Origin of the sequence: Pelomonas sp. Root1217 (assembly GCF_001425705.1) — a bacterium.
In the GTDB taxonomy this organism is placed as follows: Bacteria; Pseudomonadota; Gammaproteobacteria; order Burkholderiales; family Burkholderiaceae_C; genus Pelomonas.
On record NZ_LMDC01000023.1, the window covers coordinates 399,930 to 413,841 of the forward strand.

General features: G+C 65.7%; 17 protein-coding genes. 13 read left to right on the plus strand and 4 right to left on the minus strand.

Annotated elements, in window-relative coordinates; genetic code table 11:
• Positions 1–69: 69 nt before the first annotated feature.
• The 4 genes from ASC95_RS16110 to ASC95_RS16125 all read left to right on the plus strand — a co-directional run bounded on the left by ASC95_RS16110 (position 70) and on the right by ASC95_RS16125 (position 4,250).
• Complete coding sequence (locus ASC95_RS16110; protein ID WP_057298727.1) at positions 70–321, plus strand: hypothetical protein; 252 nt, start codon at positions 70–72, stop codon at positions 319–321.
• 465 nt (positions 322–786) lie between these two features.
• The gene (locus ASC95_RS30010) at positions 787–2,637 is read left to right on the plus strand and encodes an ATP-dependent endonuclease (RefSeq protein WP_082567839.1); all 1,851 of its coding nucleotides are present in this window, start codon (positions 787–789) and stop codon (positions 2,635–2,637) included.
• Between the two features lie 44 nt (positions 2,638–2,681).
• Positions 2,682–3,509: a class I SAM-dependent methyltransferase gene (locus ASC95_RS16120; protein WP_157256345.1), complete on the plus strand. Its 828-nt coding sequence runs from the start codon at positions 2,682–2,684 to the stop codon at positions 3,507–3,509.
• 87 nt (positions 3,510–3,596) lie between these two features.
• Positions 3,597–4,250 carry a site-2 protease family protein gene (locus tag ASC95_RS16125; protein ID WP_057298729.1) on the plus strand — a complete coding sequence of 218 codons (654 nt, stop codon included), beginning with the start codon at positions 3,597–3,599 and terminating at the stop codon, positions 4,248–4,250.
• Positions 4,251–4,414: 164 nt separating this feature from the next.
• Here the strand turns inward: ASC95_RS16125 and ASC95_RS16130 are convergent, their stop codons facing one another.
• Positions 4,415–5,131, minus strand: a complete 717-nt coding sequence (locus ASC95_RS16130) for a hypothetical protein (RefSeq protein ID WP_057298730.1) — start codon at positions 5,129–5,131, stop codon at positions 4,415–4,417.
• A gap of 274 nt (positions 5,132–5,405) precedes the next feature.
• Here ASC95_RS16130 and ASC95_RS16135 point away from each other — a divergent pair, with 274 nt between their 5' ends.
• The 3 genes from ASC95_RS16135 to ASC95_RS16145 all read left to right on the plus strand — a co-directional run bounded on the left by ASC95_RS16135 (position 5,406) and on the right by ASC95_RS16145 (position 7,202).
• Positions 5,406–5,852 carry a hypothetical protein gene (locus ASC95_RS16135; RefSeq protein WP_200960153.1) on the plus strand — a complete coding sequence of 149 codons (447 nt, stop codon included), beginning with the start codon at positions 5,406–5,408 and terminating at the stop codon, positions 5,850–5,852.
• A 204-nt stretch (positions 5,853–6,056) separates the two neighbouring features.
• Entirely contained in the window at positions 6,057–6,791 is a 735-nt protein-coding gene (locus ASC95_RS16140; RefSeq protein ID WP_057298731.1) for a hemerythrin domain-containing protein, read from the plus strand.
• A 12-nt stretch (positions 6,792–6,803) separates the two neighbouring features.
• Complete coding sequence (locus tag ASC95_RS16145) at positions 6,804–7,202, plus strand: hypothetical protein (protein WP_157256346.1); 399 nt, start codon at positions 6,804–6,806, stop codon at positions 7,200–7,202.
• 174 nt (positions 7,203–7,376) lie between these two features.
• On the opposite strand, the gene ASC95_RS16150 is transcribed toward ASC95_RS16145, so the two are convergent.
• Positions 7,377–7,652, minus strand: a complete 276-nt coding sequence (locus tag ASC95_RS16150; protein ID WP_057298733.1) for a hypothetical protein — start codon at positions 7,650–7,652, stop codon at positions 7,377–7,379.
• A 167-nt stretch (positions 7,653–7,819) separates the two neighbouring features.
• Here ASC95_RS16150 and ASC95_RS16155 point away from each other — a divergent pair, with 167 nt between their 5' ends.
• On the plus strand, positions 7,820–8,491 hold the full coding sequence (locus ASC95_RS16155) for a hemolysin III family protein (RefSeq protein ID WP_057298734.1): 672 nt from the start codon (positions 7,820–7,822) through the stop codon (positions 8,489–8,491).
• A gap of 402 nt (positions 8,492–8,893) precedes the next feature.
• Positions 8,894–10,459, plus strand: a complete 1,566-nt coding sequence (locus tag ASC95_RS32380) for a methyl-accepting chemotaxis protein (protein ID WP_304440604.1) — start codon at positions 8,894–8,896, stop codon at positions 10,457–10,459.
• Here the strand turns inward: ASC95_RS32380 and ASC95_RS30750 are convergent.
• Positions 10,456–10,653: a hypothetical protein gene (locus tag ASC95_RS30750; RefSeq protein WP_162250788.1), complete on the minus strand. Its 198-nt coding sequence runs from the start codon at positions 10,651–10,653 to the stop codon at positions 10,456–10,458. The two genes, ASC95_RS32380 and ASC95_RS30750, sit on opposite strands and share 4 nt — an antisense overlap.
• A gap of 278 nt (positions 10,654–10,931) precedes the next feature.
• On the opposite strand from ASC95_RS30750, the gene ASC95_RS16165 reads away from it, so the two are divergent.
• The 4 genes from ASC95_RS16165 (at position 10,932) to ASC95_RS16175 (ending at position 12,798) form a co-directional block, all read left to right on the plus strand.
• Positions 10,932–11,144 (plus strand): cold-shock protein, encoded by a 213-nt coding sequence (locus ASC95_RS16165; RefSeq protein ID WP_057298736.1) that lies wholly within the window; start codon positions 10,932–10,934, stop codon positions 11,142–11,144.
• Positions 11,145–11,160: 16 nt separating this feature from the next.
• Positions 11,161–11,436 (plus strand): hypothetical protein, encoded by a 276-nt coding sequence (locus ASC95_RS30755; RefSeq protein ID WP_157256348.1) that lies wholly within the window; start codon positions 11,161–11,163, stop codon positions 11,434–11,436.
• An 88-nt stretch (positions 11,437–11,524) separates the two neighbouring features.
• Positions 11,525–11,791 carry a translation initiation factor IF-1 gene (infA, locus tag ASC95_RS16170; RefSeq protein WP_056200396.1) on the plus strand — a complete coding sequence of 89 codons (267 nt, stop codon included), beginning with the start codon at positions 11,525–11,527 and terminating at the stop codon, positions 11,789–11,791.
• 134 nt (positions 11,792–11,925) lie between these two features.
• Complete coding sequence (locus tag ASC95_RS16175) at positions 11,926–12,798, plus strand: alpha/beta hydrolase (protein ID WP_057298737.1); 873 nt, start codon at positions 11,926–11,928, stop codon at positions 12,796–12,798.
• Here the strand turns inward: ASC95_RS16175 and ASC95_RS16180 are convergent.
• Positions 12,776–13,900 carry a low specificity L-threonine aldolase gene (locus ASC95_RS16180; RefSeq protein WP_082567840.1) on the minus strand — a complete coding sequence of 375 codons (1,125 nt, stop codon included), beginning with the start codon at positions 13,898–13,900 and terminating at the stop codon, positions 12,776–12,778. The two genes, ASC95_RS16175 and ASC95_RS16180, sit on opposite strands and share 23 nt — an antisense overlap.
• Between the last annotated feature and the right edge of the window lie 12 nt (positions 13,901–13,912).

Consider the following 13,912-nt stretch of genomic DNA (forward strand, 5'->3'; position numbering starts at 1 on the left):
TCGGATTGACGGGGAGTTGACATACGGCAAGGTGTTGACCGGCGGCGACGCGGCAAACGCAAGCGGCGAATGGTGCGGCTGCAGGCAGGCTGGCGGGCCACGGCCAAGACCAAGCTCCGGCTGAACTGGGGCGAGAGCAAGCTGAAGGACGGCGCGGCTGCCGACCTGCGCAGCAGCACCAATGTGACCGCCGGCCGCTACTACAGGCTGACCAAGAGCGTGACGCTGGAGACGGAACTGAGCCGCACCACTTCCAAGCGGGTCACCGGCAGCGATGCCAGGATGAACGGATTCGCGTTTGGCGGGATCGTGTTCTTCTGAGGACGGCCGCGCCGTCGCGGCGATGCCGCGATGGCACGGCTCAAAACGACACCGATGCGGCTGCTGCGCCCCGGGGCGCCGGACTTTAGATTTAAGACCTGACCCCGAATCGTGCGTGACCCCGAATCGTGCGTGACTCACCGCCGGCCTCGGCGCTTAAGTTGAGTCGACGCTACTGCCCTTTTGGTAGCTAGTCATAGAGCGGCTTGAAGCGCCGAGATCAGTAGGAACACGCTGTACAGATCAATGCGCCAACGCGTCTACTGCCGTGCTGACGCGCGGATCTGCGGCGCCGCTTCCATATCTATGATCGGACTTAGGTCTGATCAAGTTAAGCGGTAGGTTTTCGCATTAGGACGTTTGCTTGCGCAGGCGACACCAATAGCACGTGCGGACTAACAATTTCACGGCCATTTTTAATATTGCTTAGTTAACCGCCATTTTAAAAAACCTAGGGAGGACGCGGTGCAATTACTTGCCTTTCGCATAACAAATTTTCGCGCAATTGTCGATTCAGGCTGGGTGCCGTTCTCTCCCGACGGAATCACCGTTTTGGTTGGGCAAAACGAAAGCGGCAAAAGCTCAGTTCTTGAGGCTCTTTACTACGCTCTATCTTATGAAAGACCAACTGCAGACGACTTTCGAATCGGAGCTCCCATTGCTGAAGTATTTATCCGAATCGGCATTACGTCTCAAGAAGCTCAGGAAAAGCTCAAAAACCTTTCTCCAGCAAAGAGAACAGCGCTGCAAACATACCTCGCCGCCCATCAAAATCGGGTAGAAATTGAATGTGGATGGGGCTATACGGCTACCGCCGTAAAAACGGCACTCGAAGCATACGTACGGACGATAGATCCAATACTAGATTCTCTAGTTGATGCCGCCGAAATCGCCGCCGCCAATACAACAACAAACGAATCACAAAGCGAGTCCAGTGACTCCGCGTCATCGGCAGCAGCCAACGCAACAACCGTAATGCCGGAGGTGGCCACCGCAGAACAGGCAACTGCCAATCCACCAACGGAAGAAGATATCGGGGTTGAGCTTTGGGGACTACTGCCCCTTGCAATACTTTTCAACGAAGAGTCCGGCCGACTACCCAATCAAGTCGACATTGACGAAAAGGGGCAACCAACAGGCCCCGGCGCCAAAGCCGCTCAGAATTTCTTGCAAATTGCAGATATAGACCTGCCGAAATTAGCAGTCGCCGACCGTAGAACGCGCGAAAACATTCTCAATCGGGCAAATTCAAGAGTAAGCGAGGACTTCAACTCTTTTTGGAGCCAGACGATTGGCCAATCGGATCGTCTTTCACTAAAGTGCGATATTGGCCACTATGACGCTAGCACTCCAGAAAAAGCTGGAAAGCCTCACTTGATTTTCTGGGTTTGCAACGGAAATACGCAACTCTACCCCAAACAACGAAGCCAAGGAGTTCGCTGGTTTATTTCGTTCTATCTCCAGTTAAAAGCTTCAGAGAAGGTTGGCAGTCGCAGGATATTTCTTTTAGATGAGCCTGGCGCAAATTTGCATTCCAAAGCACAGTGTGATGTGCTCCGGCTGATCAACAAGCTCGGCAAAGACACGTCAACGGTCATTTATTCCACTCACAGCCCTCAAATGCTGGAGTATTCAAAATTGTTTCGGGTTCATGCGGTTCAGCGCGATAGCGACTTGGATGACAGCCCAACAAAAATAATTGACGCTCACCGTTTGGGCACGGCCTCAACGGACACCTTGTCGCCGGTCCTTACGGCAATGGGTGCGGATCTTTCGCAACATCAAGTAATCCGAAAAAAGAACAATGTCCTGCTTGAGGAAATGAGCGGATTTTACTATTTAAGCTCTTTCTGGCGATTGCTCAATGTAAAAACGGAGGCTCACTTCATTGCATCGACTGGCGTAAACAAAATTGAAGCGTTGGCGAATATGTTTCGCGGCTGGGGCCTCGACTTTATTGTCGCCGTTGATGATGACAAACAAGGGCGCGAAGCACTCAAGTCGATGAAGCGTGAACTGTTCGGCGATGATTCAGAGTTGGCGTCAACGAAGCTTGTTAAGCTCCCTGACTGTGTTGGAATTGAGGATGCATTCAGCAACGCTGACTTTGCGCGATTTGTCCTTGGCGATGAAGCCATAAACATTTCGAAAGAGAATTCTGAATTCGTAAAAACTTCCGGTCGATCCAAGCCGGTGCTCGCATTTACCTTTGCCTTGGCCGTAGAGCGGGGTGAGATCACATTGGCTCACTTGAGCGACGAAACCAAGGGGAAAATCACAAAAATCGTCGCCGCCTTGACCGACCGATTGCAATAGCGTCCGCGGAATTCTGGGCTTGGGGCTCAAATCCAAAGTTCAGCATGGCAATTGAAATGAGCCCCGCGCTAAAAAAAGCCGCCGCCTTCCCGCTTCTGACCGATGCGCTCCACCGGACCCAGTCAGAGGGCACTCAGATCTACACCTCCCCCGCCGCCTTCGAAGCCTTCATCCGCGGCGGCGGCAATGTGCCGCTGTATGAGCGCGTCAGCGCGGAGCTGGCGAGCCACTACACGTCCAGCACCCGCTCGCTGCTGGACATCGGCTGCGGCGACGGCCATGCCCTCTTTCCGGCGCTGGCCGCCACCGCCCACCCGCACACGCTGGAGCGCCTGACGCTGGTGGAGCCCGCGAGCGCGCTGCTGGCCAGCGCCGTGGCGCGTGCCCAGGCCGAGCAGCCCACGCTGCCCTTGCAGGCGCTGAACGAGGGCCTGGGCGCCTTTGCCGCCAAGCTCCAGCCCGACGATCACTGGGACCTCGCCCAAGCCACCTTCGCGCTGCAAGCCATTCCCGAGCCCGAACGCTGGGCCGGCCTGGCGCGGCTGCGCGCGCACGTGAAGCGGCTGGTGATCGTGGAGTTCGACATTCCCGACCTGGAGCGCGGCTCAGACGACTACATCGCCTCGCTCGCGCAGCGCTACGAGCGCGCCCTGGGCGAATACGAGGGCGCCACGCGCGACCTCGTGGCGCAGGGCTTCCTGATCCCGATGTTCCTTGGCCAGCTCGACGCGCAGACGGCCGCGACGAACTGGGAGCACCCTATGCCGGTCTGGCGCGAGAAGCTCGAAAGCCTGGGCTGGCGCGTGACGCGCCTGGCGCACATCAGCGACTACTTCTGGGCCCCGGCCTTCGTGTTGGTGGCCGAAGCCTGAGAGCCCAACGTCGCGGCGAACCGCGCGGTCGGCAGCGACCATCGCCGGTCGCACAGAATCGGCAGCTGGCTAACCTCAAGCTTCCACGTGCTCAACCTCCTGCTTGCCATCCCCCTGGTGGCGGTCCTCCACGTCGCGACGATGGCCGTCGTCGGTAGCGCGCTCGGGGCGCAGCTGCAGTCGGTGGCGTTCGGCTTCGGGCCCACGGTGTGGCGCTCGTCGCGCTTTCTTGTGCGCGCCCTGCCCATCGGCGGCGCGGTCCAGTTTCTTCACTCGTCAGATGGCGCGGTGCCGGAAGACGCCGCGCACCGGGCTCTCGACCGCCAGCCGACGCTGGCGCAGCTGGCGACCGTGCTGTCCGGCTGTGCCGTGTTGCTGGCACTGGCCATCGCGCTGCTGGGGGCGGGGGCCGTCGACGCGTTCGTCGAGCTACCCGCTCAGTTGTTCGGCGGCGCCATCTCGCCTTTGGGTGACGCCCAGGTGCTGCTGCACCAGGCAGCGCTGGCGGCGAAGGCGTCCCCGTTCGCGGTGGTGCTGGGCGTTGTGGCCGCCAAGGTGGCGGCCTTGAACTTGTTGCCGCTGCCCCTGCTCAACGGCGGCGCCGCCTTGGCGGTGCTGGGCAGGCGCCTTGGCGTGGCGCGCCTTTGGCCGGAGCGCGCCACCGTCGCGCTGTTCTTCGTGTGGTTGGCTCCGGTGGCGGCGTGGTTTGTAGCCCTGTGCACCTACGCCTTCACCACCTGAGGCTCCAGCGCTCACGTCGTCAGCAATGCGACAAGCAGAAGCTCGAAGCCCTGGGCTGGCGGGTGACGCGACTTGAGCACTTCAGACTACCTCTGGGCCCTGCCTTCGTGCTGGTGGCCGACGCCTAGAGCCCGCTAACACTGCGGCCACAGGCGCCGCACCACTCAGCGCTTGGCGCGACGCAGGATGGTGGCAATCACGGGCCGGTCATTTCCCGTTGTCGACGTACTCATGCCCGAGAAATTCGGCCCCCACCAGGGCTGTTGGGCGAGCTGGCCTATCGTGCCGCCCCAGCGCTGGCCGGCGTCCGCCCCGGTGCCGAACAAGCGCAGCTCGCACAGCGTGCGGCGGCATTCCACGGCGAGCAGTTCAAAGCCCTTGTTCACGCCGGCTTCCTGCAAGGTCTGGCGCAGCTGCGCCTCCATCTGCTGGGACCAGGCCGGGTCCAGCGGCTCGCCGGCAAAGCGGGCATGCAGCTCGGGCATGGAGGGCGGCCGTTCGCTTTCGTTGAGCAGCAGCTTGGCATGCTCCTCCGACAACGAGACGGCGGGCACGTCCACCCGCGCGATGGCAGGCGCCGCCGCCGAGGCGGCCTTGCGCGGATCGACGGCGGCCACGGCGGGCACGCAAGCCACGGCCGGGGCGCTGGCTGCCGCCACCGGTGGCACCGCTGAAGCGCCACCCGGCCGGGGCGACGCCGCGCCGCTGGTGGCCACGGTGGCAGATGCGGCCTGCGCGACCGCGGCGGACGCAGCCGGAGCCGCCAGCTGCGCGCCCGGCACGGGCGCCGGCGCCACCGCGGCATTGCTGAAGTGGAGGGTTGCGATGACGGCCAGGGTCGCCCCTGCAGCGCCGCCAATGACGAGGTCTTTGATGTTCATGGCTCCCTTGCCGTCAGCAGGGATTGGCCGCAGTGAGGCTGCGGCGTGGGCTGTACGGCGCCGCGGAGCATAAGGGCGCGCCATGGGGGCAGAGGGCTGAACCGACGGCCGCGGGCACGGTGCCCTGCCCCCCCCGAGCATCCTGAAGATGAAGGACGCTTCGCCGCTCTGACGCCGCCCCGCCTCACTGCAAACGTCGCCAGGAGCGCACAGTGCGCCGGCGCACCACCGCGCGAACGCATTCACCGGCGTCACAGGTGAGGAGATCTACAAAATGAACTACGCGAAGCACATGCTGACGGGGCTGCTCACAGCGGGTTTGACGATGGCTGGCGCTGCGGCCTTCGCCCAGGACTCCAGCTACAAGCCGAGCACGGTATGGAACTTCTCCCACGTCAAGGTCGAGCCGGGGCAGTTCGAGAACTACATGGACTTCCTGGCCAAGACATGGAAGAAGTCCAACGAGTTCGGCAAGAAGGAGGGCAATGTCGTCTCCTACCATGTGTTCGCCGTGAACAACCCGCGCGAGGGCGAGCCCGACCTGATCCTGGCCGTCGAGTCGAAGGACTACCTGACGACGGCACAGCAGCTGGACCTGCAGAAGAAGTACGAGACCTTCATGGCCCAGGACCAGCACAAGATGGATGCCGCCTCCGGCGAGCGCAAGGTGATGCGCAAGCTGGCGGGCAGTATGGAGCTGCAGGAGCTGACGCTGAAGTAGGCGGGCCGCCGGAACGCCGTGCCGGCATGTCCTCCGGCACGGCTCGTGATGTCAAAAATACCAATTCCCACGTGCACTTAGCAATCTCTTAAGGTTCGGCTAGCAAGCATTTAGCGGCGCGCCGCCGCCCCGATTCCTACAGTGGCTGCACGGTTCGATGCCAGGGGCAGCGAGCCATTCGACACACCACCCAGGGAATCCGAGATGCACACCTCACCGCAAGAAATCCTCGCCGTCCGCGGCACGGCCACGGCGCCGCGTTTTGACATCTACGCCAGCATTCACAAGGGCTTTCGGCTGATGCTGGCGGACCTGGTCACCAGCGCCGGGCGCGTCGACCCGGGCGACCCGGCGTCGCTGCAGCAGCTGGCCAGCAAGGTCGAGGCGGCGGCGGATTTCTGCGCGTCGCATCTGAAGCACGAGAACGCCTTCGTGCATCCCGCGCTGGAGCGCGCGCAGCCGGGCACCAGCCAGCGCATCGCGACCGAGCATGTAGAGCATGAGCGCGACATCGAGGCGCTGCGCGGCCATGCCCGCGCGCTGGCCGATTGGCCGGCGCAGGATCGCGCGGCCGCCTGCCGGGCGCTGTACCACGCGGTGAGCCTGTTCGCGGTCGACAACCTGGCGCACATGCACCTGGAGGAGACCGAACACAACGCGGTGCTGTGGGCGCATCTGGACGATGCCGGCATCATGGCCATCCACGGCCAGATCCTGGCCGCGCTGTCGCCCGCCGAGACGATGGCGTCGCTGCGCTGGATGCTGCCGGCCCTGGCGCCGGCGGAGCGCTTGGGAATGTTGGCCGGCATGCGTGCCAACGCGCCGGCGCCGGTGTTTGGCGCGGTGCTGGCCATGGCGCGCGAGCGCCTCAACGACGACGACTGGGCTGCGCTGGCGCGCGGCCTGGGCCTGCCGGTTGCACCTGGCCTGGCGGCCTGACGGAGGCCCATGATGAACAACAACAAACGCTATGGCGCCTGGTGGCTTCGCATGGCTGCGCTCTACCTCGTGGTGGGTGTGGCACTGGGCAACTACATGGGCGCGACGCACGACTTCGGGCTGCGCTCGGTGCATGCCCACGTCAACCTGCTGGGCTGGGCGAGCATGCTGGGCTTCGGCCTGGTGGTGCAGCAGTTGGCCGACACGCTGAGCCCGCGGCTGGTGGCGCTGCAGTTCTGGCTGCACCAGCTGGCGCTGCCGGTGATGCTGTCGGCGCTGGCGGCGCTGATGCGCGGCGTGGCGGCGGCCGCGCCGCTGGTGGGGCTGGGCTCGGCGGTGGTCGGGGTGGCGGTGCTGGCCTTTGCCGCCAACGTCTGGCGCGGCACCGGCGCCAAGCTCAAAGCTGCCTGAGCTCCAGCTCGCCGCAGACCTGAAGCTTCAGCCGCCCGCGCCCGCGCCCGCACTTGTGCTGAGCGGCGGCCCACCATGTTCCAGCACAGGCTGGGCACCGCCAGCGCGCTGCTGGAGGGCAGGACCCCGTCGCAACGCTCGTTGAGTGTGGCCAGGAGTGCCGCCGAGCGGCTTTCAGTGCGCGTGCGAAGCCGCGCCGGCGGGCACCTCGGCCCGGGCCTGGCAGTGCTTGTCCATCATGCCGCCAGGCGCGCTGGCGGCGCGGCCGGGTTCTGCGGCGTGGCGCTTGCACATCTCGTCCATCATGCCGCCGCCCTTGCCGCCACCCTTGCCGTCTTCTTTGCGTGCGCCGTCGGCCGCAGCGGTGTGGGCGCCATGGCCCGGCGGCACGGGAGCGGCGCAGCCCGCCAGGGCGAGCACCAGGGCGAGGGCGGGGGTGAATGGCTTCATGCGGCAACTCCAACGGGTTGGCGCCAGCTTGCGCCGCAGCGACCGCGCTGCGCTTGATGCCGGTCAAGCGCGGTCGTGCTTTTTTACATCCCCTCAAACCTTGGGTCGGAATCGTCACGCCACGCTGGCATGCTTGGCCCATCTCTCAGCCGTACGAGACGACCCCCATGTTGCACACCGCCCCCACCCCCGACCGCGACCAGACCCTCGGTGAAGAGATCGCCAACGCCATCAGCCACGGCCTGGGCGTGGTGCTGGCCATCGCGGCCCTGCCCATTCTGGTAATCCGCGCGATGAACCATGGCGGCACCGCCGACGTGGTGGCCGCGGCAATCTTCGCGGCCACGATGATCCTGCTGTACGGCATCTCGACGCTGTATCACGCACTGCCGAACAGCCTGTGGCAGGGCCGCGCCAAGGCGGTGCTGCTGCGGCTGGACCACGCGGCCATCTACGTCTTCATTGCCGGCAGCTACACGCCCTTCACGCTGGGCGTGCTGCACACCGGGCCGGGCGTGACGCTGCTGATCGCCGTCTGGGCGGCCGCCGCGTTCGGCGTGGCGATCAAGCTGCTGAACCGGCTCAAGCACCGCTTCGTGTCCACGGGCCTGTACCTGGCCATGGGCTGGGTGGTGGTGTTCGCGGCCGGGCCGCTGGTGAACAGCCTGCCGGCCGCAGGCCTCACGCTGCTGATCGCCGGCGGCCTGAGCTACACGCTGGGGGCGTTCGTCTTCCTGCTGGATAACCGGGTGCGCTACTCGCACTTCGTCTGGCACCTGTTCGTGCTGGGCGGCAGCGCCTGCCACTTCTTCGCGGCGCTCTGGTACGCCTACGGCTGACGGCCTCGCTGCCTAGCTGATGCGGGCGCTGATGTCCCTCAGCCGATCCGTCCACTTCTTCTGGAAGGCCCTCTCGCTGCTTGTCGATCTCGGCGACGTCGTCCAGCGCGCCAGTGACCGAGCCACGCTTGACCTCGCCCAATGCCGTCGCAGCCTCGCGGAACTGCCAAAGCCAGTTCTTGGAGTCTTTGCTTGGCGGACACGCGACCGCGTCGTCGATACGATGGCACCGGCTCGGGCAGGCCCTTTCCTAGGCGCGGCATTGCCGTAATACTCGCCTCAACCCGACCGGGGTCGATCCATGCCGAATGGCCGACTGCCAGCAATGGCGGGAGTGTGTGCCGCCAGCTCGGTGGCCAGGTGAATCAGCGGCGACGCCGCGAAAGGAATGCCATGCGCTTCTTGAGCCAACTCCGCATCGGGCCCCGCCTGGCAGTGGGCTTCGGCCTCTTGCTGGTTCTGCTGATCGCCATGGGCGGGTTGGCCGCCAAGCAGACGGGCGTCATCTACGACGCGCTGGACTACTACACCGTCAACACGACGCCATCGCTGGAGTCGGTACGGGTCTGGGAGTCGCGCAGCGACCGCATCCGCATGCTGCAGGCCCAGCACATCCTGACCAGCTCGGACAGCGAGATGGCCGCCCTGGAGGCCGCCATCCAGAAGGCCACCGAGGAACTGACCCGCGCGGTGGCCGGCTACGAGAAGCTGCTCTCCAACGACGAGGACAAGCGCCTCTGGCAGGACGTCATCGCGACGACGAACGCCTATGTCGTCGGCTGGGCCGATCTCAAGGCCATCTCGCGGCAGACGGCGGGCAATCCGGCCAAGACCGAGGAGGCCCGGCAGCTCTTCGTCGGCAAGGGCGAGGCCCTGCACAAGGCGGCGGCAGCGGCCATCGACAAGGAGTGGGAGTTCAACGTCAAACTGGCCAAGCAGCTGGCCGACGAGGGCGCGGTGACCTACCGCCACGCGCTGTTGGCGATCGCCATCGCGTGCAGCATCGCGGTGGCCATCGGCATCGGCGCGGCGCTGCTGATCGCCCGCTCCATCGCCAAGCCGGTGCAGGAAGCCGTGGTGGTGGCCAGGACGGTGGCCTCGGGCGATCTGACGTCCCGGGTCGACGCCCAGGGCCGTGACGAGACCGCGCAGCTGCTGCAGGCGCTGGGGCAGATGAACGACAGCCTGTCGACCATCGTCGGTGAGGTGCGCGAAAGCAGCGAGAGCATCGCCACCGGCTCGGGCCAGATCGCGAGCGGCAGCGCCGACCTGAGCCAGCGCACCGAAGAGCAGGCGGCCAGCCTGCAGCAGGCCGCGTCCTCGATGGAGCAGCTAAGCAGCACAGTGCAGCACAACGCGGAGTCTGCCCGCCAGGCCCATCAGCTGGCCCGCGAGGCCGCGGACTCGGCCGCTCGGGGCGGCGACGTCGTGGGCCATGTGGTTGCGACGATGCAGGGCATCGCTGAGTCCTCCAAGCGGATCACCGACATCATCGGCGTGATCGACGGCATCGCCTTCCAGACCAATATCCTGGCGCTGAATGCGGCGGTCGAGGCGGCCCGCGCTGGCGAGGGCGGGCGCGGCTTTGCGGTGGTAGCCGGCGAGGTGCGGCTGCTGGCCCAGCGTTCGGCCATCGCCGCCAAGGAGATCAAGACCCTGATCGGCGATAGCGCCGACAAGGTGGAGGCCGGCACCCGCCAGGTTGGCGCGGCGGGACAGTCCATGACCGAGATCGTGGCTCAGATTCAGCGCGTGGGTCTGCTCATCGGCGAGATCTCCAACGCCACTGCAGAGCAGTCCTCTGGCATCGCCCAGGTCGGCACTGCCGTGGGGCAGCTCGACCACGTGACGCAGCAGAACGCGGCCCTGGTCGAGGAGAGCGCGGCGGCCGCCGAAAGCCTGCGACTGCAGGCCGCGCGGCTGGCCGAACTGGTGCGCTCCTTCAAGCTCAACCCACAAGCGGCTTAAGGGCCCAGCCCGAACCCTAGCCGCAGCAGAGGCTGGCGCCGCCATTGGCGGTAGGTCTCGCGGGCCACGCGCTGCAGGGCTGCGGTGCGAGCGCCGAGCCGGCGGTGCAGCTCGGTCCAGCTCTGCACGGCGGGGTCGCGCAGGCTTTCGATTTCGGCACGTGCGGCGGGCACCAGCCGCGGCGCGGTGCGCACATTCAGGCGGCAACCGTGACCTAACGACGCCGCACGCAGGTTGCTGCGTCGGTGTGCTACAAGGGCTTTGGGGCGGCGTGGTACATTCGCCGCATAGATTCGCACAAGACCGTTTCCTCAAGGTCTTATCTGCAGCCCCGCTGGCCACCCCCTGGCCCTTCTTGCGAGCGGCTCGCTTCAGCAACTCCCCGGTGAGTGTTCTTGAGTGTTTCTGTCTCCGCACGGCATGACGCCGACGGAGTATTTTTTCCATCTATACATTCCAAAAAAGGAACACCATGACTACAGAAACCGGCACCGTGAAATGGTTCGACGACGGCAAGGGCTTCGGCTTCATCACGCCTGACAACGGCGGCAAGGACCTGTTCGCTCACCACAGCGAAATCAAGAACAGCGGCGGCTTCCGCTCGCTGGCCGAAGGTGCCAAGGTGTCGTTTGAATCGACCCAAGGTGCCAAGGGCCCGCAAGCCTCGAACATCCGCACGCTGTAATTTGTGCAAGGGCGCCTTGGGCGCCCAACCGCCGCCGGCAAAGACCGGCGCGGGAGCCCACAAAAAGAAGAACAATATGAACAATAACAATATCGAGGTGGGACGCTTTATGGTTTCACCCATGACCCAGGCCCGCGCGGGCGGCGGTTTCGACGCATTGGTGTCGATCCGCTCCGGTCGCGGCATGGCCAGCGTGGATCGTGTCATGCGTTTCACGCCGCAGTTCATCAGCCCACAGGCAGCATTGCGCTACGCCCGGGCCGAAGGCCTTGCCTGGGCGCGCTGCCACTGAGGAGCGCCCCGCGGTCACCGGCCGCATCAGACGCCGGCACGGCCACGTGCTCGGCCTCCCGTCTAACTTTCGCAACGGAGCCCCACACTTGGCCAAAGAAGAACTGATCGAAATGCAAGGCGTCGTGGATGAAATCCTGCCCGACTCGCGCTTCCGCGTGACGCTGTCGAATGGCCACAAGGTCATCGCCTACACGGGCGGCAAGATGCGCAAGCATCACATCCGCATCCTGGCCGGCGACAACGTGTCGCTGGAGATGTCGCCCTATGACCTGAGCAAGGGCCGCATCACCTTCCGCCACCTGGAACGTCGCGGCCCGCCGCCGTCCGGTGGTGGCAGCCAGCAGCGCCGTTGAGCCCTTGCGGCTCAAGCCCCGCTCAAACCCCGAATCGGCCGCCATGGCATGCCTGGCGGCCGTTTCCATTGGTGCGTCCATTGGTGCGCTTGCAACATCCAAGCTCGCGCCCACCGCGTAGGCTTGGCGTGCTCATGTTGAAAGCCACTCTCTTCCTCCTCGGCGCCCTGCTGCTGGCGGGCGTGCTCGTGGTCTACGCGCCGGTGAAGGCGCTGAACGTGCTCGCGCCCGTCCACACGCACACGCGCACAGTCGGCCTGGCCTACGGGCCGGGGCCGCGCCAGCAGCTGGACGTGTACCAGCCGGCCCGCGCGGCGCCGCGTGAGGGCTGGCCGGTGGTGGTGTTCTTCTACGGCGGCTCCTGGAACCGCGGCAAGCGCGGCGACTACGCCTTCGTCGGCGAGGCGCTGGCCTCGCGCGGCATCCTGACGCTGGTGGCCGACTACCGCCTCTACCCGGAGGTGCGCTACCCCGATTTCCTGCGTGACAGCGCTGCGGCGCTTGCATGGGGAATGGCCAATGCCGCCGGCCTGGGCGGCAACCCGCGGCGGGTCTTCGTCATGGGCCACAGCGCCGGCGCCTACAACGCCGCCATGCTGGCGCTGGACCCGCGCTGGTTGAAGCCCACCGGCCACACGCCGCGCGAGCTGGCCGGCTTCATCGGCCTGGCCGGGCCCTACGACTTCCTGCCCATCGAGAACCCCGACGCGAAGCCGGTGTTCTTCCACCCCGACTACCCGCCCGGCACCCAGCCGCTGGAACACGCCAGCAAGGCCGCGCCGCGCAGCTTCCTGGGCGCGGCAAAAGACGACTCACTGGTCAACCCGCAACGCAGCACTCAGGGCCTGGCGACGCGGCTGAAAACCTTCGGCGTGCCGGTGACGGTGAAGTTCTACGACCGCGTCGGCCACACGACGCTGATTGCCGCCTTCGGTGCGCCGCTGCGCTGGCTGGCACCGGTGCTGGAAGACGTGACGGCCTTCGTCAACGGCCCGCCTGAGCGCTGAGCACCGCTCGCCGCAGCGCGGCCAGGGCCTCATGGTCGGTCCAGCTGTCGGCGGCGTCGCCAATGACGACCTCCACCATCGCACCGCCCGCCAGCACATGCGAGGCCACCGTCCGTGCGCCCAGCCAGAAGCCGTCGCGCCGGGCCACCTCCAGCAGGCCTTCGCGCAACGCTTCGGGCTGCACCGGCAGATGCAGCTGGAAGGCATTGACCTGCGGCTTCTCGGGCGCCACGCGCCAGCCAGGTTCGGCCGCCAGCAAGGCGGCCAGCGCCTGCGCGCGCTCGCGGTAGGCGGGCATGCGCGGCAGCTGCGTGCGCAGGCCCTGCAGCGCGCTCAGCACGTACGGATGAACGGTGAACAGGTTGCCCGCCAGGCGGGTCTGCCAGGGTGCGATCTGGGCGATGAAATCCTCACTGCCGGCCAGCACGCAGCCGGCCAGGCCGCCCAGGCCTTTGTAGAAGGACTCGTAGACCGAATCCGCCAGCGCGGCGATCTCGGCCAGCGGCCGGCCGTAGTGGGCCGAAGCCTCCCAGAGCCGCGCGCCGTCGAAATGCAGCGGCACACCCGCCGCGCGGCACCAGGCGCTGATGGCCATGAGTTCGTCCCACTCGGGCAGGCGGTAGCCGGCCCGGCGCAGCGGCAGTTCGACCACAACGACCGCCGGCTGGCCGGGCAGCGAAGCCAGTTGCGCGGTGCCGAAGGGCTCGTCCGTCATGCCGATGCGCAGGCCGCGCAGCCCCATCAGCTTCTCGAAGGCTTCAGCCTCGTCGATGGCGATATGGCTTTGCGGGTGCAGGGCCACCGGGCCGTCGCCCTCGCCGCAATGCACGCGCAGCGCCGCAAGCTGGGCGGCCACGCCCTTGTGCATGAAGCGCGCCGCCGGCTTGCCGAGCAGCGCGGCCACCTCGGCCTCCAGCGACTGGATGGCCTGTCCCTGGCCGTAGACGTCCAGCGGTAACTCGGCTTCAGGCAGCTCGGCCAGCGCGAGCAGCGACTCGCGCATGGACAGCGGCGGGCGGTGGCCATTGAGCCAGCGGGTGCAGCGCTTGCGCAGTTCGGTGTCGGTGTTGAGGGTGGTGTTGGAGTAACTGGCGGCAGGCATGGCCGGGAGTGT